At 63.6% G+C, this 22,773-nt stretch carries 23 protein-coding genes and 1 tRNA gene; 15 read left to right on the plus strand and 9 right to left on the minus strand.

Annotated features, from left to right (window positions below; genetic code table 11):
* Nucleotides 1–12 precede the first annotated feature (12 nt).
* A complete protein-coding gene (gene larB, locus F4X08_15550; protein ID MYD27215.1) occupies nucleotides 13–765 on the minus strand; it encodes a nickel pincer cofactor biosynthesis protein LarB in 753 nt (250 codons plus the stop codon).
* A 3-nt stretch (nucleotides 766–768) separates the two neighbouring features.
* Nucleotides 769–1,959 carry a membrane dipeptidase gene (locus F4X08_15555; protein MYD27216.1) on the minus strand — a complete coding sequence of 397 codons (1,191 nt, stop codon included), beginning with the start codon at nucleotides 1,957–1,959 and terminating at the stop codon, nucleotides 769–771.
* A 424-nt stretch (nucleotides 1,960–2,383) separates the two neighbouring features.
* Here F4X08_15555 and F4X08_15560 point away from each other — a divergent pair, with 424 nt between their 5' ends.
* The 4 genes from F4X08_15560 (at nucleotide 2,384) to F4X08_15575 (ending at nucleotide 5,570) form a co-directional block, all read left to right on the plus strand.
* Nucleotides 2,384–3,394 (plus strand): C-terminal binding protein, encoded by a 1,011-nt coding sequence (locus tag F4X08_15560; protein ID MYD27217.1) that lies wholly within the window; start codon nucleotides 2,384–2,386, stop codon nucleotides 3,392–3,394.
* A 56-nt stretch (nucleotides 3,395–3,450) separates the two neighbouring features.
* Nucleotides 3,451–4,155: an HAD-IA family hydrolase gene (locus tag F4X08_15565; protein ID MYD27218.1), complete on the plus strand. Its 705-nt coding sequence runs from the start codon at nucleotides 3,451–3,453 to the stop codon at nucleotides 4,153–4,155.
* 14 nt (nucleotides 4,156–4,169) lie between these two features.
* Nucleotides 4,170–5,438, plus strand: a complete 1,269-nt coding sequence (locus F4X08_15570) for a Gfo/Idh/MocA family oxidoreductase (protein MYD27219.1) — start codon at nucleotides 4,170–4,172, stop codon at nucleotides 5,436–5,438.
* Nucleotides 5,439–5,495: 57 nt separating this feature from the next.
* A tRNA-Glu gene (locus F4X08_15575) sits at nucleotides 5,496–5,570 on the plus strand.
* Nucleotides 5,571–5,648: 78 nt separating this feature from the next.
* On the opposite strand, the gene F4X08_15580 is transcribed toward F4X08_15575, so the two are convergent.
* Entirely contained in the window at nucleotides 5,649–7,145 is a 1,497-nt protein-coding gene (locus tag F4X08_15580; GenBank protein MYD27220.1) for an ABC transporter substrate-binding protein, read from the minus strand.
* Between F4X08_15580 and F4X08_15585 the strand changes: the two genes are divergently transcribed.
* Entirely contained in the window at nucleotides 7,144–8,529 is a 1,386-nt protein-coding gene (locus tag F4X08_15585) for an MATE family efflux transporter (GenBank protein MYD27221.1), read from the plus strand. The genes F4X08_15580 and F4X08_15585 overlap by 2 nt on opposite strands.
* 32 nt (nucleotides 8,530–8,561) lie before the next feature.
* Here the strand turns inward: F4X08_15585 and F4X08_15590 are convergent, their stop codons facing one another.
* From F4X08_15590 to F4X08_15615, 6 genes are all read right to left on the minus strand, one after another.
* Nucleotides 8,562–9,209, minus strand: coding sequence for a ribulose-phosphate 3-epimerase (locus F4X08_15590; protein MYD27222.1), 648 nt, complete (start codon nucleotides 9,207–9,209; stop codon nucleotides 8,562–8,564).
* Nucleotides 9,206–10,210 (minus strand): decarboxylating 6-phosphogluconate dehydrogenase, encoded by a 1,005-nt coding sequence (gene gnd / locus F4X08_15595; GenBank protein MYD27223.1) that lies wholly within the window; start codon nucleotides 10,208–10,210, stop codon nucleotides 9,206–9,208. Before gnd ends, F4X08_15590 begins: the two co-directional genes overlap by 4 nt.
* Before the next feature lie 28 nt (nucleotides 10,211–10,238).
* Nucleotides 10,239–11,375 carry a transaldolase gene (gene tal / locus F4X08_15600; protein ID MYD27224.1) on the minus strand — a complete coding sequence of 379 codons (1,137 nt, stop codon included), beginning with the start codon at nucleotides 11,373–11,375 and terminating at the stop codon, nucleotides 10,239–10,241.
* 71 nt (nucleotides 11,376–11,446) lie between these two features.
* A complete protein-coding gene (locus tag F4X08_15605) occupies nucleotides 11,447–12,409 on the minus strand; it encodes an NADPH:quinone reductase (protein ID MYD27225.1) in 963 nt (320 codons plus the stop codon).
* A 22-nt stretch (nucleotides 12,410–12,431) separates the two neighbouring features.
* A complete protein-coding gene (locus F4X08_15610) occupies nucleotides 12,432–13,745 on the minus strand; it encodes a M20/M25/M40 family metallo-hydrolase (GenBank protein ID MYD27226.1) in 1,314 nt (437 codons plus the stop codon).
* Between the two features lie 4 nt (nucleotides 13,746–13,749).
* Nucleotides 13,750–14,748 carry an ROK family protein gene (locus F4X08_15615; GenBank protein ID MYD27227.1) on the minus strand — a complete coding sequence of 333 codons (999 nt, stop codon included), beginning with the start codon at nucleotides 14,746–14,748 and terminating at the stop codon, nucleotides 13,750–13,752.
* A 317-nt stretch (nucleotides 14,749–15,065) separates the two neighbouring features.
* On the opposite strand from F4X08_15615, the gene F4X08_15620 reads away from it, so the two are divergent.
* The 10 genes from F4X08_15620 (at nucleotide 15,066) to F4X08_15665 (ending at nucleotide 22,725) form a co-directional block, all read left to right on the plus strand.
* Complete coding sequence (locus tag F4X08_15620; protein ID MYD27228.1) at nucleotides 15,066–15,563, plus strand: hypothetical protein; 498 nt, start codon at nucleotides 15,066–15,068, stop codon at nucleotides 15,561–15,563.
* A 9-nt stretch (nucleotides 15,564–15,572) separates the two neighbouring features.
* On the plus strand, nucleotides 15,573–16,418 hold the full coding sequence (gene cyoE, locus F4X08_15625; protein MYD27229.1) for a protoheme IX farnesyltransferase: 846 nt from the start codon (nucleotides 15,573–15,575) through the stop codon (nucleotides 16,416–16,418).
* A gap of 3 nt (nucleotides 16,419–16,421) precedes the next feature.
* Nucleotides 16,422–16,844 carry a DUF420 domain-containing protein gene (locus F4X08_15630; protein ID MYD27230.1) on the plus strand — a complete coding sequence of 141 codons (423 nt, stop codon included), beginning with the start codon at nucleotides 16,422–16,424 and terminating at the stop codon, nucleotides 16,842–16,844.
* 9 nt (nucleotides 16,845–16,853) lie between these two features.
* Entirely contained in the window at nucleotides 16,854–17,462 is a 609-nt protein-coding gene (locus tag F4X08_15635; GenBank protein ID MYD27231.1) for an ECF transporter S component, read from the plus strand.
* On the plus strand, nucleotides 17,440–17,931 hold the full coding sequence (moaC, locus tag F4X08_15640) for a cyclic pyranopterin monophosphate synthase MoaC (GenBank protein ID MYD27232.1): 492 nt from the start codon (nucleotides 17,440–17,442) through the stop codon (nucleotides 17,929–17,931). Before F4X08_15635 ends, moaC begins: the two co-directional genes overlap by 23 nt.
* A gap of 190 nt (nucleotides 17,932–18,121) precedes the next feature.
* Nucleotides 18,122–18,934: an HNH endonuclease gene (locus F4X08_15645; protein MYD27233.1), complete on the plus strand. Its 813-nt coding sequence runs from the start codon at nucleotides 18,122–18,124 to the stop codon at nucleotides 18,932–18,934.
* Between the two features lie 289 nt (nucleotides 18,935–19,223).
* Nucleotides 19,224–19,700: a hypothetical protein gene (locus tag F4X08_15650; GenBank protein ID MYD27234.1), complete on the plus strand. Its 477-nt coding sequence runs from the start codon at nucleotides 19,224–19,226 to the stop codon at nucleotides 19,698–19,700.
* The gene (locus F4X08_15655) at nucleotides 19,697–20,716 is read left to right on the plus strand and encodes an N-acetyl-gamma-glutamyl-phosphate reductase (GenBank protein ID MYD27235.1); all 1,020 of its coding nucleotides are present in this window, start codon (nucleotides 19,697–19,699) and stop codon (nucleotides 20,714–20,716) included. The genes F4X08_15650 and F4X08_15655 overlap by 4 nt, the downstream gene beginning before the upstream one ends.
* Nucleotide 20,717: 1 nt before the next feature.
* Complete coding sequence (gene argB, locus F4X08_15660) at nucleotides 20,718–21,506, plus strand: acetylglutamate kinase (GenBank protein MYD27236.1); 789 nt, start codon at nucleotides 20,718–20,720, stop codon at nucleotides 21,504–21,506.
* Between the two features lie 25 nt (nucleotides 21,507–21,531).
* Nucleotides 21,532–22,725: an aspartate aminotransferase family protein gene (locus tag F4X08_15665; GenBank protein ID MYD27237.1), complete on the plus strand. Its 1,194-nt coding sequence runs from the start codon at nucleotides 21,532–21,534 to the stop codon at nucleotides 22,723–22,725.
* Nucleotides 22,726–22,773: the final 48 nt, after the last annotated feature.

Raw genomic sequence — 22,773 nt, forward strand, 5'->3', positions numbered from 1 at the left:
GGACCCGCCGTCCTATTCGTGCTTCCGGTTGATGAGACCCGCCGCGTATCCGGCGTTGAACCCGCCGTCGATATTCACCACCGTGACACCCGAGGCACAGCTGTTCAGCATGGCCAGGAGTGCCGCCAGCCCGTTGAAACTCGCGCCATATCCCACGCTGGTCGGCACGGCGATCACCGGCCTGGAGACCAATCCCCCGACCACGCTGGGCAAGGCGCCCTCCATGCCCGCCACGACGATGAGCACCGACGCGTTCATGATGGCCTCGCGATGGGAAAGCAGGCGGTGGATGCCGGCCACGCCCACGTCGAAGACGCGTTTCACCCGGTTGCCCAGGACCCTGGCGGTCACCGCGGCTTCTTCGGCCACGGGGATGTCGCTCGTGCCCGCCGAGACGACCAGGACCTCGCCGATACCTTGGTCCTGCCAGGTTTCCTGGACGACGATCGCCCTGGCCGTCTCGTGGTACACCGCCGAAGGACACCGCGCCGTCACGGCTTCGTGCATGGCCGGGGTCGCTCGCGTGGCGAGCAGGTCGCTGCCCGAGTCGACGATGCGCTCCGCGATCGCGGCCACCTGCTCTTCGGTCTTCCCCTGGCAGAAGATCACCTCGGGAAACCCGCATCGCAGGGCCCTGTGATGATCCACCTGCGCGAACCCTAGGTCCTCGAAAGGCATGGATCGCAGCCGGTCGGAAGCCTCGTCCACCGGCAGTTTACCCGATCGGACCTGTTCGAGCAACGCTTTGATCTGCGATTCGTTCACGGGCTATTCACCGTCCAGGACTTCGATGCGCGCGCCCGAGGCATGGCGCTCCTGCTGCAGGCGGGCCGCCACCGCCTCCGCGTCGCGCATCACGCGCAGTACGTTGCCTCCGAGGATCTTCATGATATCCTCGTCCGCGTATCCCCGCCGGACCAGTTCGGCCGTCAAATTTGGATAGGTAGAGACGTCCTCCAGTCCCACCGGGACCGTGGTAATGCCGTCGTAGTCTCCGCCGATCCCGATGTAGTCAATGCCGATCACCTGCCGGATGTGGTCGATATGGTCGGCCACCTGGGCGACGGTGGCGCGCGGCGTGGGATTGGCCTCGTTCCAGGCGGCGATGCCTTCCGCCACCGATTCATCCGTGCTGCCCGGCATCGCCGCGAGCCGCTCGCGTTCCTCGTTGCGCTTCACGCCGTGCAGGCGGGTCTCTTCCGAGATGTAGCCCGGTACGAAGGTGACCATGATCACGCCGCCGTTTTCGGCCAGGCGCACCAGGACGTCGTCGGGGACGTTGCGCACGTGGTTGCACATGGCATAGGACGAGGAATGGGTGAATATGACCGGGGCCTCCGTCACGTCCAGGACATCCCCCATGGTCGCCAGGGAAACGTGGGACAGGTCCGCCAGCATGCCCAGGCGGTTCATCTCGCGGATCACCTCTTTCCCGAATTCCGACAGGCCGCCGACACCCACGGTGTCCGTGGCCGAATCCGCCCACGGGATGTTGCGGCTGTGGGTCAGGGTCATGTACCGGACGCCCAGCTTGTGAAACATGCGGAGTGCGCCGAGGGAGGAATCGATGGAATGGCCCCCTTCGATGCCTATCATGGACGCGATCCTGCCTGTCGCGAAGGCGGCTTCCACTTCATCGGCCGTGGTGGCCAGTTGAAACGTGTCCGGGTACCGTTCGATCATCTCGTACACGATGTCTATGGCTTCCATGGTAGCCCGCGTCGCCTCCCTGCCCTGCATGGAAACGGGTACGTAGACCGACCAGAACTGGGCGCCCACCATGCCCTCCCGCAGACGGGGAATGTCGGTGTGAAAATCGGGCTGGGGCTGGTCGAGATCGATGGACCATACGTCCCGGTTCGCCTTCCTGCGGATCTGCCAGGGCAGGTCGTTGTGGCCGTCGATCAACGGGGCTTTCGCGTGCAGCGCCTTCGCGCGTTCGACGGGATCTTCAGGCATGGGTGCTGCAGCCGGCGTACACGCGGCGGTCACCGCGATGAAACTGAGGCTGGTCAGCAACAGGGCGAGTGAGTGCATGGTTCCTCCGGGGGTGAAGCCATTCATGTCTGGTTTCTGGCGGTAACAGGCAGTGGATCGGATTCCCGAGATGGCAGGCAATTGCAACTTGAAATGTGGATCCTGTCGTCATTGGGTCATTCTCCTCTAAAATTAACGATATTCGGGTCAGGGCAAGGGATATTTGGGCGTTCCGGTCTGGGGAATCCAGCAGGCGTCGAGGTCCGTGTTGTCCAGTCCGGACGGCGTCGGATCGGCATAGAACCACCATCGAACCACCATGTAATTCTCATATTGCCAATCCCGCCGGCCCGGTTTACTTTTCACTGGTCGCATTCACCTGATATCCCCTACCGAAGGAGTCCGCATGGCCGGTTTCACCATTCTCTCGCCCGGAAACCCGGATAACCCCGGTCCCAATCAATATATACGTGACGAACTGAAGACTATAGGCGCCGAACTCAAGATCCGGCCCTACGGCACGCTCGAGGAAATGCTCGAGGAAGCCCGGGACGTGGACGGGTTCACCCAGGGCGGTCTCACGTACAATAGAGAAGTCGTCGAAGCACTGCCCGAGCGCATACGCGTGGTCGGCGCGGGCGGGATCGGCGTGGATTTCATCGACGTGGAAGCGGCCACGAAACGGGGCATCATCGTCTACAACATCCAGCGGGTATTCGAACGGGAAGTCGCCCAGCACGCCATGATGCTGCTGCTCGCCTGCGCCCGCCGGCTGATGATCATCAACCGATCCATGATGGAGGGCACCCCGGTCAGCCGGGGTACCATTCAGCCGATTTACGAGCAGACGCTGGGCCTGGTTTCCTTCGGGAACATCGGCCGGGCCATGGCGAAGATCGCCGCCGGATTCGATCTTCGCGTCATCGCTTGCGACCCCTTCGTAACCCAGGCCGACGCCGACCCCTGGGGCGTGACCATGGTGGACCAGGAAACGCTGTTCAGGGAGTCGGACTTCGTCTCCTGCCACGTGCCCCTGGGACCGGGAACCCACCATCTCATCGGGGAGCGGGATTTCCGGAACATGAAGCCTTCCGCCTACTTCATCAACACGGGCCGGGGCAAGGTCGTGGACGAGAAAGCGCTGATCCGGGCCCTGCAGGAAGGGTGGCTCGCCGGTGCGGGGCTGGACGTGCAGGAACAGGAACCGCCCGCCCCGGACAACCCACTACGGTCGATGGAACAGGTGGTCCTCACGCCGCACTACGCTTCGGCATCGGTGAGGGGCGGCATCGAGCGTTTCAAGAAAGCCGGCCGGCAACTGGTCACCATCCTCAGTGGCCGCTGGCCCGATGACGGCCTCGTAAATCCCGCCGTGAAGCCGCTCGCCGCCGAAAAATGGGGCATGCCCGCGGAGTAAACGGGTGACTGGCGGCGGTTGCGCAATGGGGCGTGAGGCGTAGATTCGGATTCGCCATGTTCTACGATACCGTGATCTTCGACGCGGCGGGTACGCTGATCGGCCGGGATTCCCCCGATTTTTTCGAGGAGTTCTTCGTTGTCGCGGCGGGTGAGCTCGGAGCCGCGATCACGCTCGACCAGGTGAAGGCGGCGCTTTCGAAGTCCATGGAGGAACCCCGGTTCCACAAGCGCGACGGCCGCATGAGCACGCCGGAGCAGACGCGGCGGTACTTTGTCGATCTCTACGCCCATGTCTTCGAAACGGCGGGTATCGGGGGCGACCTGGTGCCCGGATTGCAGCAGTACTATGACCGGTTTCAGGACGGCAGGTATCTCGAGGTGTACGAGGACGTCCGGCCCACGCTGGAAAAACTGAAGGACCGTGGCTTGCGCCTCGGCGTGCTGTCGAACTGGTCAGAACACCTCTCCCACGTGCTCAAGCGGCACGACCTCGACAGGTATTTCTCCTTTCTCGTGGTTTCCGCCGAAGCGGGTTGTGAAAAACCCGACGAGCGGATATTCCGCATGGCCATAGATCGCGCGGAAGCGCCGGTCGACCGGATTCTTTACATCGGGGACTATCCGGAGGAGGACATCCTGCCGGCCGAGCGCGTCGGCCTGGACGCCCTGCTCATCGACCGGTACGAGAAGTACGGCCGCTATCGTCTGCCCTCCATCCGGCAGCTGACGGACGTCCCCGGGCTTCTGGGCATAGCATGAATGACGCATCGTGAATGACACGTCGTGAACGAGGACGAACCATGAGCAACCAACCGATCCGCGTCGGCGTGGTGGGTGTGGGACGCGGGAAGAGCTTCGCACAGAGCGCGTCCGGCGCCGTGGGCATGGAACTCGTCGCACTGTGCGATATCTGGGAGGAGCGGTTGCGCGAGTTGGCCGGCGAACTTTCCGTCGCCGCGTACACCGATTACGACGCGTTCCTCACCCACGACATGGACGCCGTGGTCCTGGCCAACTACTTCCACGAACACGCGCCGTTTGCCGTAAAGGCCCTGCGGGCGGGCAAGCACGTCATGAGCGAGACCGCCTGCAACGGCACGCTGGCGGAGGGCGTCGCCCTCTGCCGAGCCGTGGAGGCGTCCGGCCGGATCTACATGCTGGCCGAGAACTACCCATATACCGTGTTCAACCAAGAGATGCACCGGCTCTACCGCGAGGGTGAGATTGGCGAAGTCACCTATGCCGAGGGAGAGTACAACCACCCCATGTCCCGGGACGCGAGCCTGCGAATTTCACCGGGATTCGACCACTGGCGGGCGTGGATCCCTTCCACTTATTACTGCACCCACGCCCTCGCGCCCCTGGTATATATCACCGACACGCGGCCGGTCGCCGTGAACGCCCTGGCCATCGCCCGGCCCGAGCGCACCCTCACCCTCAGAAGGGGAGATCCGGGGTCCGTCATCCTCTGCCGCATGGACAACGGCGCGGTCTTCCGGCTCTTCGGACTCGGCCTGCCCGGTCACAGCAACTGGTACCGCCTTCATGGCGAGCGCGGCGCCATGGAGATCACCCGGGGGCCGGGGTACTTCGGACCGGGAGAGGTGCGGGTGTGGCATGAGCCGTGGCACGTGCAGCCCGGCCAGGAAGCGGAACGGGTCTACAAGCCGGACTGGCCGGAGCACGGCGATCTCGCCCGCAAGGCCGGCCACGGCGGCGGCGACTTCTGGACCAGTTTCCATTTCACCCGGGCCATCCGTTCGGGCGAGCAGCCCTTCCTGGACGTGTACCGCGGCGTGGCCATGTCGTCGGTGGGCATCCTGGCCTGGAAGAGCGCGCTGGAAGACGGCCGTCCCTTCGACGTGCCCGATTTCAGGGACGAGGCCGCCCGGAAATCCTGCGAAAACGACCACTGGTCGCCCTGGCCGAAACATGCCGGATCGGGCCAGCCTCCGCCCAGCATTCTGGGCCGTCGCGAGCCGGATCCGGAGCACGTCCCGTACGCCCTGCGCGTATGGAAGGATATGGGTTACGACGGGTAAAAAAGGCTTGCGTTTTGAGGGTCCGCCGGGTATTTTAGGACGGCTTTGGAGGAACGCGACCCCATCGTCTAGCCTGGCCAAGGACACCGCCCTTTCACGGCGGCAACACGGGTTCAAATCCCGTTGGGGTCATAACACTTAACCGGAAATGGCAGAGGGGGTTGCGTGCATGCGCAGTCCCCTTTTCGCTTGTTGTGCCGTCCACTGGACTTAATGGTCGAAGGGCTCGACACGGATCACTTCGATGGTCCCGGCCGGGGTGAATTGCCAGACCGCGACGAAACCCGTGGCAAGATCGCCGTTCTCGTCCCAGTCCAACGGCATGGCCGCGCCTTCGTAGTTGATTGCACCGCCTTCTCCCAGGACGCGCAACCCGTTCGCAATGCTGCTCGCCTCGGCAATCACAAGTTCGCCGGGCGGCTTCCCGATCGTTCGCAACTGGTCCCGGATGGCCGCGCCCTCCAGCCTGCCCGCCGCCTGGGTCGCCAGGGCCAGCGCCACGGTTGCGTCATAGGTCTGTTTCACGTAGGGGAAAGGCGGAGGGTTGCTGTCGTAGAGGCTTTTGTACCCGTCCTCCCAGGCGATCGCCGAAGGCGTGTCCTGCGCGGAGCCGGGCGAAGTGCCGATCATCCCGGCGAGATGCTCGGGGCCTATGGAACGGATCAGGTCCAGGCTGCGTCCGGTCGGGCCGAAGATAAACACGTCATAGAAGCCGTTGTCCAGCGCTTCGCGCACGATGGTTTCCTGCTGGGGTTGAAAGGCAAGGACAATCAGTGCCTGCGTGTCGTCAAGGACGCCCTTGCTTTCTCTTAGCTCCTCCACGAGGGTCGTCTTTTCGGGATCCGCCGCGACACGGATGAGCTTGCCTTCCCAGGCATTCTCGAATGCGTCCGCGATGCCCCGGCCCCAGACGTCGTCCCGGTAGATCATGCCCACGTTACCGTATCCCAATTCCAGCGTGATCTTGGCGAGGACCGGCCCCTGGTCGAGATCGGACAGCGTGGTGCGAAACAGGAAATCGTTGTCCGCGGCGTTCGTGAGCATGGGAGAAGAAGAGGCCGGAGAGATCATGGGAATGCCGGCATCCGCGACCACTTCGTCCACGATGGCAAGCGTCGAGGAACTCGCCCAGGCGCCTACGATCGCGTGGACCCCTTTGTCCTCGATAAGGTCCATGGCCTCGGATACCGCGGTTTCGGCGTCCAACTCCGTATCGGCCACCAGGCCTTCGACCGGTTCCCCGAGCACGCCCACCTCGTTGACATGCTCGATCGCCATTTCGAATCCCCGCCGCATGAGGACGCCGTGTTCCGAACCTCCTTCCGACAAATCGATCAACAGCCCGATCTTCAGCGCGGGTTGATCGACCGGCTCCGGAGGTTCCGGCGGCTCGGGCGATACCGGATCCTCGCTGCCGCACGACAACAGAAAGGTGATCATCAGGACGATCGACAGCCAGGGCCCCCAGGAGAAAATCGATCCTCGCATTCCAAGCATCTTCATGCCTCCCGCGCATCGCAGCGCATTTCGTCGGGTATGTCCATGTCCGGTAGCGGGTTTCGAATCCGTGACAATGTAGATATACTGCGTACCGTTTACGCTGTCATCCCTTTTCTTATCTATTGCGCCATCAACAACTTGGGTAGCATCGGGCACCGGCTGAATTGCCTTGCCGGTTCGCCGGCGGCGGAATACATTCAATCCCATGCCCGACCATACCGCCGATTCCCCGAAACCGGCTGAAAACGAGGTCCCGCCTTCCCAGGTTCTCCGTCACGTCTGGGCCATCGCCTGGCCCGTCGTGGTCGCTTCGCTGATCGACGCCACAGAAGGTCTCGTAGACATCTACTTCGTGGGATTCCTGGGTCCCGCGGCGATCTCCGCCATCGGCATGAGCCGGCAGATCGTATTCATCGTCATGGTCATGGCCATTTCGATCACCGGGGGGACGCGGACGCTGGTGGCCCAGTACTACGGGGCTGGTCGGCACGGCGACGTGAGCCGCACCGGCCAGCAGGCGATCCTGATGGGCACCTACCTGGCCCTGGGTCTTGCCGCCGTCAGTATCGTGCTCACGCGGCCCGCGCTGGTCCTGCTCGGTGCCCCGGATGAAGTCATTACCCACGGCACGCTCTTCCTGAGGCTCTACTTCGCCGGCATGGTCTTCATGATTCTCAACTACGTGATGAGCGCCATCTTCGGGGGCGTGGGCGACACCCGTACGCCCCTCAAGATCTCCGTCATCGTCATCATCGTGAAATGCGTGACCTCCTACGCGTTTATCTTCGGCGCCTGGGTAGTGCCCGCACTGGGCGTGGCCGGCGCAGCCGTGGGCATGATCATCTCCCGGCTGGCGGGATGCGTCATCGGACTGGCGATCCTGGTCCGGGGCCACGGTCAGGTGCGTCTCTCGAGGGACTGGCGCGTCAAACCGGACTGGAGCATCATGTCCCGCATGCTCGACATCGGCCTGCCCTCCGGCGCGTCCGGCTTCTTCCGCAACGGCGCGCGCGTGCTCCTGTATCGCGTCATATCGGGCGTAAGCCGTCCCACGGCCGCCATAGCGGCCCTGACCGTGGGTTTCCAGATACGTCTCTTCGCGATTATGCCCGCCCTGGCCTTCTCGGTCGCGGCGACCTCCCTGGTCGGGCAGCGGCTGGGTGGCCGGCAGATCCGGTCGGCCGGGCAGTACGGCGGACAGACGATCCTGCTCTGCATGATCGTGATCGGGGCCGGCTCGGCCTTGATCTGGATATTCGCCCAGGGGATCGCGGCCGTATTCACGACAGACGAGACGGTCCTGGGCATCAGTTCGGTCATGTTGCGCTTCTTCGCCATTGCCCAGGTCTTTTCCGCGTTGTCCATCGTGGCCAGCGGCGTGCTGGCCGGCGGCGGCGAGACCCGCCCGTCGCTGTACTACACGCTCTTCTCCCAGTGGGGCATCATGCTCGTGTTTTCCTACGTCCTCGCCTTCCCCCTCGGATTGGACGTGACGGGCATCTGGATCGCCTGGCTCGCCGCGGCCGTCCTGCAGGGCCTGCTCACGCTCAGGCGCTTCTTCAAGGGGACCTGGAAAAGGGCAGTGGTCTGAGGGGTAATGCGGTCCGAAAACGGAGGTCAGTCTTAGCCGCGCAGCGTCCGGATGCCTTCGGCGGCGCCGTCCGGATGCTTGAACACGGCCGTGGCGGCCACCAGGACGTTCGCGCCCGCGGACGCGACGGCCGGTGCGGTATCGGCGTTCACGCCGCCGTCTACCTCCAGGTCGCACGCGATTTCCCGGTCCGACAGGGTCCTTCGGATCTCGCGTATCTTCGGCAGGACGGACGCGATGAACCGCTGGCCCGAGAAACCCGGGTTGACGGACATGACCAGGACGAGATCGAGTTCGTCGATGATCCCGTCGAGGGCCTGGGCGGGCGTCGCCGGGTTCAGGGCGACCCCGGCCTGTTTGCCCCGCTCCCGGACGGACTGCACCACGCGGTGCAGGTGGGCCGTATTCTCCTGGTGCACGATGATCACGTCGGCCCCGGCTTCCATGAAGACGTCGATGTACCGGTCCGGTTCCTCGATCATAAGGTGGGCTTCCAGCGGAAGTTCCGTCAGCGAGTCGATGGCCTCCACGATGAAGGGTCCCATGGAGATGTTCGGGACGAACCGGCCGTCCATGACGTCGATATGAATCCGGTCCGCGCCCGCGCGCTCCACGGTCCGGATCTCATCGGCCAGGCGGGTGAAATCCGCCGACAGTATGGATGGAGCGATCTGGATCATGGTCCTCCCCCGGTTGTCTTCTGCTCCACGTGACCGCCGAACTGGTGGCGCAGGGCGGAAAGCACCCGCATGGCGAAGGATTGCTCCTGCCGCGACTGGAACCGCGTGAAGAGCGATGCCGTGAGCACGTGGGCGGGCACGTCTTCCTCGATGGCCGTCTGCACCGTCCACCGGCCCTCGCCCGAATCCTGCACGTAACCGGAGTAAGCGGACAGGTCCCGGTCTTCCCGCAACGCGATCTCCAGGAGGTCGAGCAGCCAGGAACTGACCACGCTTCCGTGGCGCCAGACTTCGGCGATGTCGTGCAGGTCCAGGTCGTACCGAAGGCGCGAATCCACGCGGTCGGAACCCGATTCGCGCAGGATTTCCAGCCCCTCGGCAAAGGCCTGCATCATGCCATATTCGATCCCGTTGTGGATCATCTTGACGAAGTGTCCCGCGCCTGCCGGTCCCACGTGCACGTAACCTCTGCGGGCCGTTGAGGGGAGAGCGTCGCCGGTGTCCTGTCCGGCGTCCCGCGCGTCGTCCTGTACGGGACCGGGCGCCAGCGTATCGAACAGCGGGTCCAGGCGCTCGACGATCTCCGCCGGCCCCCCGATGGTCATGCAATACCCCCGCTCGAGGCCCCATACGCCGCCGCTGGTACCCACGTCGACATAGTGCAGGCCCCTGGCGGACAGCCGTTCCGCGCGGGCCACGTCGTCCTTGAAGTAGGTGTTCCCGCCGTCGATGACGGTATCGCCCGGAGACAACAGATCGGACAGTTCGTCGACGGCCCGTTCCGTAGCGTCGCCGGCCGGGACCATGACCCAGACCGAACGCGGCGGGTGGAGCGCGGTCACGAGACCGCGCAGCGACGAGGTGCCCACGGCGCCGACTTGCTCCGCCTGGCCGACCGCTTCGCCGCTTTGGTCGTACACGGCGATTTCGTGACCGCCGCGCAACAGCCGCCGCGTCATGTTGCCGCCCATCCGGCCGAGTCCGACCATGCCCAGTTGCATGCGATGCTCCCCGGATCTGCCGGTCAGGTCACGCCAGGCGGACCGGCTGCAGCCGTTTCCGTTCGATGGATTCGATCAGCATTACGAAGGGATCCACGAATTTCTGCACCCCTTCCTCGACGAGTTGCTCCGCGACCCGGTCCATCGAAATCCCGGCTTTTTCCACACCGGCCATGATCGACCAGGCTTCGTCGGTACCGGCCTCGAGGGTATCGGCCAGACGCCCGTGATCGCGGAAAGCGTCGAGCGTTTCATCGGGCAGGGTATTGATGGTGTTTTCCCCGATCAGTTCCTCGACGTACAGCACGTCCCGGTACTCGGGGTTCTTGGTGCTCGTGCTGGCCCACAGCAGCCGCTGCTTCCTCGCACCCCGTTCGGCCAGCGCGGACCAGCGCGGTGACGCGTATATAGTCTTGTATCGTTGGTAGGTCGTCTTGCCGTTCGCGATGGCCGTCCTGCCGGTCAGGTCCAGGATCGCGGCCCGTTCCCCGGGCTCGCCGGCCCTCTCCGCCCGTTCGGCCAGCAAGGCGTCGACGAGGGTGTCGATGCGGCTGATGAAGAAGCTGGATACGCTCGCGATGCCGTTGATGTCGCCTCCCGCGGCAATACGATCCTCCAACCCGCTGATATAGGCGTCGGCCACGGCCTCGTATACTGCCCGCGAGAACATCAGCGTCACGTTGATGTTCAACCCTTCGCCGATCAGTTGACGCACGGCCGGTACGCCGGCCTCCGTCGCCGGTACCTTGATCATTACGTTCGGGCGGTCCACGGCTTTCCACAGCCGCCGGGCCTCCTCGATCGTACCCGCGGTGTCGTCCGCCAGTTCCGGGGACACCTCCAGGCTCACGAAGCCGTCGGCGCCGCCGGTCGCTTCGTATACGCCGCCCAGGTGGTCGGCGGCTTCCCGGATGTCCGAGATGGCCAGGGTCTCGTAGATCTCCAAAGCGGTCCGGTTCGCTGCCGCAAGCCGCTCGATATCGGCGTCGTAGTCCGTACTTCCCGCAATGGCTTTCTCGAAGATGGCCGGGTTCGAGGTCATGCCTTTCAAACCGTCTTCATCGATCAGTTTCCTCAACCGGCCGGAGTACATCAGTTCCCGGCTGATGCTGTCCAGCCAGAAGCTCTGGCCGTGCCGTTCGAGCTGGTTGAGCGGATTTGCCATGTTGGGTTCCTTTGCCGGCCGCGCGTCCGTCCATTACCGGCCGAACGCCGCGCGGGATCTTGCCGCGGACTTCAGGGTATCAGTACGATCTTTCCATAGGCGCCGGGTTCCATGACGGCGGTATGGCCCTTCGCCGCGTCTTCCAGCGGGAACTCTTTACCCACCACCGGGTTGAGCGTGCCGTTTTGCAGTCCGGCGTACAGTCCGGCGTGGATGCCGACCAGATCCTCCGGAGACGCCAGCAACAGGACCATGCCGAGGATACTGGCGTCCCGCGCCATGGCGTCCCTCGGATTGATTTCGATAACGCCCCGGTTGCCGATGACGACGACCCGCCCGCCATAGGCCAGCATGTTCAGGTCCTTGTCCAGATTGACGTTGGCCAGCATTTCCATAATCACGTCGACGCCCAGTCCGCCGGTGAGCTCCATGATCTTGTCCGTATAACCGGGAACGTTGTGGTCCACCACGTGATGGGCGCCCTGTTCCTCCACCAGCGCGGCGCCCTGTTCCGATCCGGCGGTGCCGATGACCGTCATGCCCGCGGCCCGGGCCATCTGTACGGCCGCGATCCCCACGCCGCCGCTCGCGCCGTGCACCAGGACGGTTTCGCCCGGCTTTCCCCCTGCACGCTGGAACAGCCCTCTCCACGCCGTCGCGTAAGGGACGTATATCCCCGCGCCCTGCGTGAAGGATACGTTGCCGGGCAATGGATACACCTGGTCGGGCGAGCACAGGGCCTGCGACGCATAGGAACCGGTAAGGGTGCCGGCCAGGTACACCCGGTCTCCGACGGAAACATGGGCTCCGCCGTCGCCCACATCGGCGACCGTTCCGGCGCCGTCCATGCCCGGGGTGAAGGGCAGATCGGGTTTCATGGCATAGGTACCCGCCCGGATATAGGTGTCCACCGGGTTCACGCCGGCGGCCCGTATGTCGACCAGGATCTGTCCAGGACCTGCCTGCAGATCCGCGCCGGTTTCGAGATTCATCACCTCGGGACCGCCAAATTCGTGAATGCGTATCGCTTCCATTTGCGTCTCCTCGATGCTGAAATCAGCCGCAGAGTTTTTCGATGACTTCGTAGAGGATTCTCGGACCCCGTTCCATGTTCTCCAAGGAGATCCGTTCGTCGTTGCCGTGGATACGTCTGAGCTCTTCGTCGATCAGTATAAAGGGCATGAAGCCGTAGCAGTGGATCCCCAGCTCGCGGAAGTAGTGGCTGTCCGTGAAGCCGGACAGAATGTTCGGTACGACCTCAGCGCGCTCGTGGTGCCGGGAAACGACCTCTCGAACCGTCTCGACCAGGGGCGAATCGAAAGGCGATGACGTGTTCCCGAAATTCAGTATGGTCTCGATTTCGATCCCGTCGTCGCCGACCACCTGTTTCAGCTCCTGGACGAAGTGCCCGGGCTCTTCCCCCGGAAGCAGCCTGCAGTCAAGTTCGGCCGTCGCCGCCTGAGGTATGATATTGATTTTGTCGCTGCCCTGCAACATGGTTATCGAGATGGTATTGCGCAGAATCGCGGCGTGATGCTGGTTGCGCAGCAAGTCCGTCAGGAAACGGCGGTCCCGGACGGACTCCCTGATATTCGCGAATCGCTTGCGGTATCCGTCTTTCTGCAGGTGGGCGATGCCTTCGAAGTACCGCTCGGCCGCGTCCGTCACCTTGATCGGAGGCGTGTACGTCATGATGGCGCTCAAGGCGCGGATGAGCCGGTTCACGGCGGAATGGGGCTTCGGGCGGGAACCGTGGCCGGGTTCGCCGCGGGCGACCAGGCGGACCCAGCAGGGCGACTTCTCGGTGATGTCGATGGAATAGACGGCCCTGCCGTTCTCCAGGCGTCCCTTGCCGCTCTCGTTGATAAGGAATTCAGCGTCCGAGACAAGCTCCGGACGGTTCCGGGTGATCCACCGGGCGCCGGCCGATCCGCCGGCCTCCTCGTCGGCGGTGACGAGAAAGATCACGTCCCTTTTCAACGGAAATCGGTTCCGGTGCAGGGCGAGGAAGACCACCAGCTCCGCGATGCCCAGGTTCTTCATGTCGAGGGCGCCCCGCCCCCAGATGTAACCGTCCCGGACCTCGCCGCCGAAGGGGTCGACGGACCAGTAACGGCGGTCGGCGGGTACCACGTCGCTGTGACTCAGCAGCACCACGGCCCGCTTCGAACCGTCCCCTTCCAGTCTCGCGTAGAGATTGGAGCGTCCCGGGGCGGACTCGTGAACCTGGCAATCGATGCCTTCTTCGGAGAGGATGCGACTGAGGAAGGCGGTCGCGCGATCCTCGTTCCCGGGGGGATTCGTCGTGTCGATGCGCAGGTATTCGCCCAGCAGTTGTACGGCTTCCCGCCCCAATGCGTTCCAGTCCAATGCCCTAAATGCTCCCTTCGGATTGTACCGCCTGCCGGATCACGGCGATGGCGGCGAGATCTCCCACTTCGTCTCCCAGTCCGGCGGGCACGACCCGCACCGTGTCGTAGACCCGCGGCCAGGTTTCGTGCCGGAGGTACGCGCGGATAGGTTCCAACAACAGATCCTGCGCCTTGACCAGGATGGTTCCGATGACGATGACCTCCGGGTTCAGGATATTCACGATGTTCCCCAGTCCGACGGCCATGTACCGCGCCGTCTCGTCCACGATTTCCCGGGCGGCCGGGTCGTCCTGCCTGGCCGCGTCCATGACGGTCTCCGCCGTAATGCTTGCCGGATCGCCCCCGGCCAGATCGACCATGATCGAACCGGGCGCCTCCTGCGCTTTCTCCCGGGCCCGCCTGGCGATCGACGGCCCCGAACACAGGGCTTCCAGGCAGCCGCGCTTTCCGCAACCGCAGGTCGGCCCGTTTTCGACGATGGTCATGTGCCCCACTTCGCCGGCCGTGTCGTTCGGGCCGCGGTAAAGCCGGCCGTCGAGTATGACGCCGCCGCCGATACCGGTGCTCATGGTCATGTACACCATGTGCCGGCAGCCCCGCCCGGCCCCGAAGGACCACTCCGCCAGGGCACTGGCGTTGGCATCGTTTTCGACGAAAACCGGCAGCGAAAGCGCGCTCTCCAGCCATGCCTTCAGCGGGACCTCGTCCCAGCCCGGCAGATTGGGCGGCGCGTAGACCACCCCTGTTTCCGTGTCCAGGGGACCGCCGCAACTGACGCCGACGCCGGCCAGTTCCGCCGGGGAGAGCGCGGCGCGCGCCATGGCTTCGCGGGACATGTCCACCAGCGACGCCACCACGGCCCGCGGACCCCGTTCGGCTTCGGTCGGCCGCCGGATCTTGCGCAGGATCTTCCCGTTCCGGTCGGCGACGGTCACGGCGAGCTTGGTGCCGCCGATGTCATGGCCCAGGAAGTACGGGGCGTTCCGGTCTGGCTGGGACATAGTCGCGGGTCGAAGCGTTCATCCTGGCTGGGCATCGTCGCGGGTCGGCGCATGAATCCCGGGGCTTCGCAGACGCTTTCCGGCTATCCAAAATTCATGCAGTTATTATAGTCCGCGGGCGGGTCGTGTCAACTGCTTTCAGCCGGGCCGCGATGCCGTTCCGGCCCGCCAAAAACTGATTGACAGCGACCGTCCGGTCCGGGCATTTTTGCAGGAGTCGGACGGCCGCTTCCCATCCTGGGCGGCCCTGGCCTTAAGGTGCGCGGATCCTTGAGGCCGTTCCACGGCCCACCGGAGGAATGGGAGGAGGACGGCTTATGTTCGAAACCAAGATTCTGTGGATGTGGCTGCATGTACTGGGCGTCGTACTATGGGCGGGCGGTTTCTTCTACGTCCTGGTCGCGCTCACCCCGGTGCTCCGATCGGGCAGGGCGTCGGAGGAACGCGTGGAGATCATGCGCCGGACCGGCGCCATATTCCGCCGGGTGTCCTGGACGGCGATCGTCATCCTGGTCGTGAGCGGTTCGTTCAGCCTGTATAACCGGATCATGGATGGGGTGGCCGCCCGGGCAATGTCGTCCCAGCCCGAGCTGTACCCGCTGCTTCCGCCGGGCTACGAATCCCTGATGACCGTCAAGCTGCTGATCGTGATCGCGTTGATCGTGCACCATGCGGTCCGGCTCCTGGAACCCCGGGTCCTCGAAGACGGCAGTATCGGGTTCAAGTCCAGGGCTTCGGGCATCGTGGGCGCCGTGCTTTTCGCGGCGGCGGTGCTGCTGGGCCTGATCCTGCTGACCATGAATGTCTCTGTCTGATTCGGCCCCATGAAGGACTTCATCGCCCTGACCAAGCCCGGCCTGGTCATCATGCTGGTGCTGACCACCTGCGTCGGGTTCTACCTGGGGTCCGACGGACCGGTGGACTGGCTGCGCCTGCTGCACACGCTGGCCGGAACCGCCCTGGCGGCCGGGGGCACGCTCGCCCTGAACCAGTTCATGGAGCGAGACCGGGACGCCATGATGCGGCGGACCCGGAAGCGTCCGCTCCCCGCCGGGAAGTTGCGGCCCGCGCAGGCCCTCGGGTTCGGCGTGGCCATCACGGTGGCGGGCCTGTTGTACCTGGCGCTGGTGGTCAACGTCCTGAGCTGCGCGGTCACCGCGCTGATCACCGTCACCTACCTGTTTCTCTATACGCCGCTCAAGCACCGGACCACGCTGTCGACCGTGTTCGGCGCCGTCCCGGGCGCATTGCCCCCGGTGACCGGTTGGGCGGCCGCCCGAAACGAACTGGGGCTTGAGGCCGGCGTCCTGTTCGCCATCCTCTTTCTCTGGCAGATGCCCCACGCCCTCGCGCTGGCATGGCTCTTCCGCGAAGACTACGCCCGCGCCGGGTTTCAGCTGCTGCCCGCCGTCGATCCCGACGGCCGGTTCACGAGCGTGCAGATCCTGATCAACTGCCTGGCCCTGACCGCCTTCAGCCTGGTCCCGACCATACTGGGCATCTCGGGGGTCGTCTATTTCTACGCGGCTTTCGCGGCCGGACTGGGACTGCTCGCTTTCGCCATCCACCTGACCGTGACCCGGACCCAGGCGTCGGCGAGGAACCTGTTTTTTGCGTCGCTGGTGTTCCTGCTGGTCCAGTTCTCCGTGATGGCCTATGACAAGGTGTAATGCATGCTGGAGATCACAGACCTGCCCCTGGTGAACGCCTGTCTGAACTCGACCAGCGCGGCTTTCCTGGTCGCGGGCTACATCAACATCAGGAAACGAAACGTCGCCGCGCACAGGACGTGCATGCTGGGTGCGGTCGCCGCGTCCGTACTGTTTCTCACCACTTATCTGATTTACCATTTCAACCACGGAAGCACGCCCTTCACCGGCGAGGGATGGACCCGTTACGTCTATTTCACCATCCTCATCAGCCACACGATCCTGGCCACGGCCATCGTGCCCATGGTCGTGCTGACGCTGCGCCATGCGCTGAAGGGGCGTTTCGAACGCCATGCGCCGCTGGCCCGTTGGACCCTGCCGATCTGGCTGTACGTGTCCGTCACCGGCGTGCTGGTGTACCTGATGCTGTACCAATGGCAAGGTTAGGTGCCTGATATGGCCGCTGTTCCGGTACGCAGGTTGACGCTGGCCGCGCTCTCGATCGCGCTCGTGACGCTGGCGACCTTTGTCATACGCATCCCCAATCCGGCCACGCAGGGATACATAAATCTCGGCGATGGGCTGCTGTTCACCCTCGCCCTCGTCTTCGGATGGCGCATCGGCGGTCTCGCGGGCGGGGTCGGTTCCGCCCTGGCCGACGCACTGGGCGGCTACTTCATCTGGGCGCCCTGGACGCTCGTCATCAAGGGGATCGAAGGCATCCTGGTCGGAACGATCGCGTTCTGGGGCACCGGGGGCGGTCAAGACACCGAGGGCGGACTGGACGACCAGGGCGGACGGGGCACATCGGATGCTGGGGGCACCTCGGGTGGTCGCCATCCCCGCCGGATCGCAGCCTTCGCAGCCGTGCTGGTAGGCGGCGCCTGGATGGTTACCGGTTACTATCTGGCCGGATCGGTCCTGTTCGGCGGCATCGCCGCGCTGACGGAGATCCCTGGCAACCTGGTTCAGGCCGGCGTGGCGGTCGTGGTGGCCCTGCCCCTGTCCGTTCTGTTGAGAAACGCCTTGAAACGGAGTGATTATGGACCTCTCGCACCTCGATGAAAAAGGGCGCGTCCGCATGGTGGACGTGACGGAGAAACCGGTTACGGAAAGGCGCGCGGTGGCCTACGGGGAAGTCCGATCCGCGACGGAGACGATCCGGAAGATCTCCGCCGACGAGATGGGCAAAGGGGACGTGCTGACCACGGCGAAGATCGCGGGCATCTCGGCGGCCAAGAAGACGGGCGACCTCATCCCCATGTGTCACCCCATCCCATTGACCCACGTGGAGATCGATATCACCCTGAACGAGGACGCGGGCAGGATCGGCCTCCTGGCCACGGCCGTCGCGTCCGGCAAGACCGGCGTCGAAATGGAGGCCCTGACGGCCGTCTCCGTGGCCGCCCTGACCCTCTACGACATGTGCAAGGCCGTGGACCGGACCATGGAGATCGCCTCCATCCTGCTGGTGGAGAAGGAAGGCGGCAGGTCCGGGGCGTTCAGGCGGCCCGGGTGGGAGCGTCCGGGGTAGTGCGGACTACCTTGAGGTCCAACTTCACCTGGACGAAGTGAATCGCATCGGTAGTTCCCTCAAGTGCGTTTTACTTCAACCTATTTTCATTCCAAAGTTATCTCATCTGATATCGTAGGACTTAGGTCCCGGTAGCCAGAACCGATCTGGTTGCCGTGTTTACGTATGTATATATATATTGTGTATACATATGTATTTGATTCTACGAAATATCGGCCGTGGTACCGCCTGGGTCTGGGCATCGCGAGCAGCCAGCAGGATCCGGATATCGGGGGTTGCCTGGATACTGCTGGTGCTGTGCCAGGTATCCTATGCCGCCGACGCAGCAGCCCACGGTGGGCGGATAGACCGGCATGGCGGCCACAACAACCGCAGTCAGGGCAATTACCATTTTCATGAGGGGCCACTGGCCGGCAGGACCTTTGACTCGAAGGCCGAAGCACTCGAAGCGCTGGCTGGTCTGGCGGAAGGAGGCCATGCCGCTCACCAGACAGCACCAACAGCACCAGGGAAGATTCATCCCGTACTGGGCGTTTCCGTCGCGCCGGAAGTGCGGCATTCGGTCTACGATAGAAGCGATTATGACTATCCGGCTTCCATCGAATATCAGATCGTAATCCGGCAAGGCGGTATATACTCACCCTATTCGATGCGTTGTTTCAGCGATGTGGGGGCAACAGATATCGAGCACATCGTGGCCAATTCGGAAGCCCACGACAGTGGTATGGGTTTGAGGACGCGAGCGGAACGACAGCAGTTCGCTTCGGACCTGAACAACCTGACATTGGCGGCGCCTCGACTGAATCGTTACGAGAAACGGGACAAGGATCCCGCGAACTGGTTGCCGGTAAACAATCGATGCTGGTACGTGGGGAAATACCTGGAAATAAAGCGGAAATACGGCTTGTCCATGGATCAGGCCGAAGCCGACGCTGTACTCACCGTGTACCGTTCCTGTTCAACTTTCAAGATCATTCAGCCACCATGCACCGGCAGTGAGTAGGCCAAAGGTGTTTCGACTAGGCCAAAGGTCGAAAAGGACTGGGGATTCAATCAGCGCCGAGTACCCCATAACGCAGCACGTAAAAGGATGTTCAGAGTAACGACCTCGACTTTTGAGCACTATAACCGCGATCACCTTCCACGAATCTCCTCGATGTATTCATCTACGTTTTCCTGACAGCAATCTGACTCGCCGTTCCTTTTTTCTTGACGGCAAGCGAACCGACCATATATTGTAGTGCGTTTATTGGAATAATTATGCCTACAATATCATATTTATTTGATCTATTATGAACGCCAAGCACCAGCGCCAGGGCACCATACGATCACTCATCGAACGGGGACACTTCCATACGCACAAGGAGGTGATCGCGGCCCTGCACACGGAAGGAATCGACGTCAACCAGGGGACACTGTCCAAGGATTTCAAGGAACTGCACGTCATCAAGACGCGTCTCGCGGACGGGCAGTACAAATACGTGCTGCCGCGTTACTACTCGGTGGAGACCCAGGACGAACTGGTCGAACGGGAAATCCGGGATTTCGTCGTCAGTGCGGACGACGCGATGAACCAGGTGGTCCTGCAGACCTCCGCCGGCCATGCGTCCGGGGTGTGCGAGGCCATCGACCAGGCGGAATGGCCGGAGATCGTGGGCAGTGTCGCGGGCGAGAACACGATTCTCCTGGTCACCAAGTCGACCGCCCATGCCGGGAAAACGCTGCGACGCGTCGAGGCCATCATGAAGCAGAAGAGAGAAGGTACATGATCAGACTGGGCATTGTCGGCGCGACGGGATACACGGGCATGGAATTGTACCGGCTGGCGTCGCGTCATCCGGACATCGAGATCGCGTTCGCCACTTCGGAACAGTACACAGGCCAGAAACTCGGCGAGGTCTTTCCCCGTGTGGATCCGGACCGGGACATCACGCTGAGATCCCTGGACGATATTGTAGAAGAGCCCGCTGACTTGGTCTGTTTCTGCACGCCGGACGGGGTGGCCATGGACCGGGTCGGCGCTTTTCTCGACCGGGGCGTGCGCGTCGTGGACGTCAGTTCCGATTTCCGCTTTGACGACCCGGAGGTGTATACGTCCTGGTACGATCGTCCGCACACCGCACCGTCGCTCCTCGATGCGGCGGTCTACGGGATTCCCGAACTGAACCGGGACCGCATACGGACGGCCGATCTCGTGGGCAATCCCGGCTGCTATCCCACCGGCGTGATCCTCGGCCTGGCCCCGCTGCTCGAAGAGGACGCGATAGACGCCGGGCAGATCATCGTGGACGCCAAGTCGGGCGTCAGCGGCGCCGGTCGCGGCCTGAAGCTGAGGAATCTCTACGTGGAGGTGAACGACAGCATCACGCCGTACAACATCGGCCATTCGCACCGCCACGTGGGGGAAATCGAACAGGAACTGTCCAGGTACTCCGATGGGCGGTCCTACGTCGTCTTTTCGCCCCACCTGACGCCCATGAGCCGGGGCATCCTTGCGACGACCTATGTACGCGTGAAGAACGGCGCGACCCATGAAGACCTGGCGGCCCTGTACGAGCAGCGCTACGAAGGGGAACCTTTCATCCGGCTGTCGCAGTCCGGCTATCCCGAGACGCGCTTCGTGACCTGGACGAACTACTGCGACCTGCGGATCGACCGGGTGGACGGATCGGACCTGGCCATCGTCACGTCCGCCATCGACAACCTGGTCAAGGGCGCCGCCGGCCAGGCGCTGCAGAACGTGAACGTCATGAGTGGTCTGGACGAAACGACGGGGCTGATCTAGTATGGCACGGAACATCGTGGTAAAACTGGGCGGCGCGACGATCGAGCAGGACGGCGTGATCGAGGAGTTAGCCGCCGACCTTCGGGACCTGCCTGACGTTTTCCCGATCATCGTCCACGGCGGCGGTGCGGAGATCGGCCGGTACCTGGAGTTGCTCGGCAAGGAGTTCACCTTCGTGAACGGCCTCCGGGTCACGGACGGCGACATGGTCGAAATCGTGGAGATGGTCCTGTCGGGCAAGGTCAACAAGGAACTGGTCTCGCGCTTCCAGCACAGCGGCGTGAACGCTCTCGGCGTAAGTGGGAAGGACATGGGCCTGTTGCGGGCTGAGAAGTACCGGGAGGACGGCGTGGACATCGGATTCGTGGGAGAGATCGTCGAGGTGAATACCGCCCTCTTCGATCTCTGCGCGTCGAACCACGTCACGCCCGTGGTCTCCCCCATTTCGGGGGGCGTCAACGGGGAGACCTACAACGTCAACGCGGACCACGCCGCGCTGGACATCGCCCGGGCCGTGGCCTGCGACGACATCGTGTTTATATCGGACGTGGCCGGCATCCACCGGTCCGACGGCCGGCCCGTTCGCAAGTTGACTCCCGAACTGGCCGATGCGCTGATCGAAGCGGGAGAAATCACGGGCGGGATGATTCCCAAGGTCCGCTCCGCCCTCGAGTGCCTGTCCTATGGTGTCCGCCGCGCCCGCATCATCGCGTGGCGGGGGGCCGGAACGCTGCGGAAGGAACTGGCATCGGATGAAAGTGTTTTCGGAACGGTAGTGACGACCGGATAGCAACCACTGGATGAAAGGATCAAGCATGACTACCGAAGAGATCATCGCCCTGGAGGAACAGTACATCGCGCCGACCTACGTGCGTCCGCCCGTCGTGTTTGACCGGGGCAGCGACGCTTACGTCTACGACCTCGAGGGCAGGCGGTATCTCGATTTCCTCGGCGGCATCGCGGTGAATTCCCTGGGCCACGGGGTACCGGAGATCATCGGCGCCGTGGCGCAGCAGACCGCGAAGCTGATGCACATCTCCAACCTGTACCACACGGAACCCCACGTGAAGCTCGCGAAGCTGCTGGTGGAAAACGCCTTCCCGGCCAGGGTGTTCTTCTGCAATAGCGGATCGGAGTCCATCGAGGCGGCTCTCAAGTTCACCCGCCGGTGGGCGTCCGAAGCGGGCGGCGAAGCCAAGCACGAGATCGTGACCTTCGAGAACGCCTTTCACGGCCGGACCTACGGCGCCGTAAGCGCCACAGCCCAGCCCAAGTACCACGAGGGGTTCAAGCCCATGCTGCCGGGGATGGTCTACCTGCCCCTGAACGAGATCGAGCCCCTCGAAGAGGCGATATCGGCGGAACGGACCGCGGCCGTGATGGTGGAGCCCGTCCAGGGAGAGGGCGGCGTGAATCCGGCGCACGTGGAATTCCTGCAACATCTGCGCAGGTTGTGCGACGAACGCAAGGTCGCCCTGATCTTCGACGAGATCCAGTGCGGCCTGTGTCGCACGGGCAAGCTCTTCGCCTACCAGCACCACGGCATCGAGCCGGACGTCATGACCCTGGCCAAGCCGCTGGCCGGCGGCCTGCCTATCGGCGCCGTCATGATGAAGTCCCATATCGCCGAAGTCCTCAAGCCGGGCATGCACGGCTCCACTTTCGGGGCGAACCCGGTGGCCTGTCACGTGGCCCACGCCGTCGTCAGCAAGATGATCGACGAGGGGCTGGCGGACCGGGCCCTGGAAATGGGCGGCAAACTTACCGCCGGACTGAATGCCCTCGCCGAAACCCATAGGGACATCAAGGAAGTCCGGGGCGCGGGCCTGTTGATCGGCGTGGAATTCGAAGACAAGGTAGGAGACGTCGTGAACGCGTGCAGGGACGCGGGCTTGATCGTGGGAACGGCCGGGGACAACGTGCTCCGCTGCGCGCCGCCCCTGGTGATCGAGCAGCGGCACGTGGACGAGGCGCTCGGGATCATCGGCGGGGTGCTGGACGCGCGGTGAGTGGCTCGCGCAAAGTGACCGCCGTTAAAGTGACCGATTTGCATTGAA

The sequence above is a fragment of the Gemmatimonadota bacterium genome (genome assembly GCA_009841265.1).
Taxonomy (GTDB): Bacteria; JAAXHH01; JAAXHH01; order JAAXHH01; family JAAXHH01; genus JAAXHH01.

Excerpts from the sequence above, each read along its gene's own strand:
- F4X08_15605 (MYD27225.1), bottom strand. The coding sequence starts at position 12,409 with ATGGAAGCGATACGCATTCACGAATTTGGCGGTCCCGAGGTGATGAAT.
- F4X08_15580 (MYD27220.1), bottom strand. The coding sequence starts at position 7,145 with ATGGGATTGAATGTATTCCGCCGCCGGCGAACCGGCAAGGCAATTCAG.
- F4X08_15560 (MYD27217.1), top strand. The coding sequence starts at position 2,384 with ATGGCCGGTTTCACCATTCTCTCGCCCGGAAACCCGGATAACCCCGGT.
- F4X08_15635 (MYD27231.1), top strand. The coding sequence starts at position 16,854 with ATGGCCGCTGTTCCGGTACGCAGGTTGACGCTGGCCGCGCTCTCGATC.
- F4X08_15615 (MYD27227.1), bottom strand. The coding sequence starts at position 14,748 with ATGTCCCAGCCAGACCGGAACGCCCCGTACTTCCTGGGCCATGACATC.
- F4X08_15570 (MYD27219.1), top strand. The coding sequence starts at position 4,170 with ATGACACGTCGTGAACGAGGACGAACCATGAGCAACCAACCGATCCGC.
- F4X08_15590 (MYD27222.1), bottom strand. The coding sequence starts at position 9,209 with ATGATCCAGATCGCTCCATCCATACTGTCGGCGGATTTCACCCGCCTG.
- F4X08_15630 (MYD27230.1), top strand. The coding sequence starts at position 16,422 with ATGCTGGAGATCACAGACCTGCCCCTGGTGAACGCCTGTCTGAACTCG.
- tal (MYD27224.1), bottom strand. The coding sequence starts at position 11,375 with ATGGCAAATCCGCTCAACCAGCTCGAACGGCACGGCCAGAGCTTCTGG.
- argB (MYD27236.1), top strand. The coding sequence starts at position 20,718 with ATGGCACGGAACATCGTGGTAAAACTGGGCGGCGCGACGATCGAGCAG.
- F4X08_15555 (MYD27216.1), bottom strand. The coding sequence starts at position 1,959 with ATGCCTGAAGATCCCGTCGAACGCGCGAAGGCGCTGCACGCGAAAGCC.
- gnd (MYD27223.1), bottom strand. The coding sequence starts at position 10,210 with ATGCAACTGGGCATGGTCGGACTCGGCCGGATGGGCGGCAACATGACG.
- cyoE (MYD27229.1), top strand. The coding sequence starts at position 15,573 with ATGAAGGACTTCATCGCCCTGACCAAGCCCGGCCTGGTCATCATGCTG.
- F4X08_15565 (MYD27218.1), top strand. The coding sequence starts at position 3,451 with ATGTTCTACGATACCGTGATCTTCGACGCGGCGGGTACGCTGATCGGC.
- F4X08_15650 (MYD27234.1), top strand. The coding sequence starts at position 19,224 with ATGAACGCCAAGCACCAGCGCCAGGGCACCATACGATCACTCATCGAA.
- F4X08_15585 (MYD27221.1), top strand. The coding sequence starts at position 7,144 with ATGCCCGACCATACCGCCGATTCCCCGAAACCGGCTGAAAACGAGGTC.
- F4X08_15620 (MYD27228.1), top strand. The coding sequence starts at position 15,066 with ATGTTCGAAACCAAGATTCTGTGGATGTGGCTGCATGTACTGGGCGTC.
- moaC (MYD27232.1), top strand. The coding sequence starts at position 17,440 with ATGGACCTCTCGCACCTCGATGAAAAAGGGCGCGTCCGCATGGTGGAC.
- F4X08_15645 (MYD27233.1), top strand. The coding sequence starts at position 18,122 with ATGTATTTGATTCTACGAAATATCGGCCGTGGTACCGCCTGGGTCTGG.
- F4X08_15655 (MYD27235.1), top strand. The coding sequence starts at position 19,697 with ATGATCAGACTGGGCATTGTCGGCGCGACGGGATACACGGGCATGGAA.
- F4X08_15665 (MYD27237.1), top strand. The coding sequence starts at position 21,532 with ATGACTACCGAAGAGATCATCGCCCTGGAGGAACAGTACATCGCGCCG.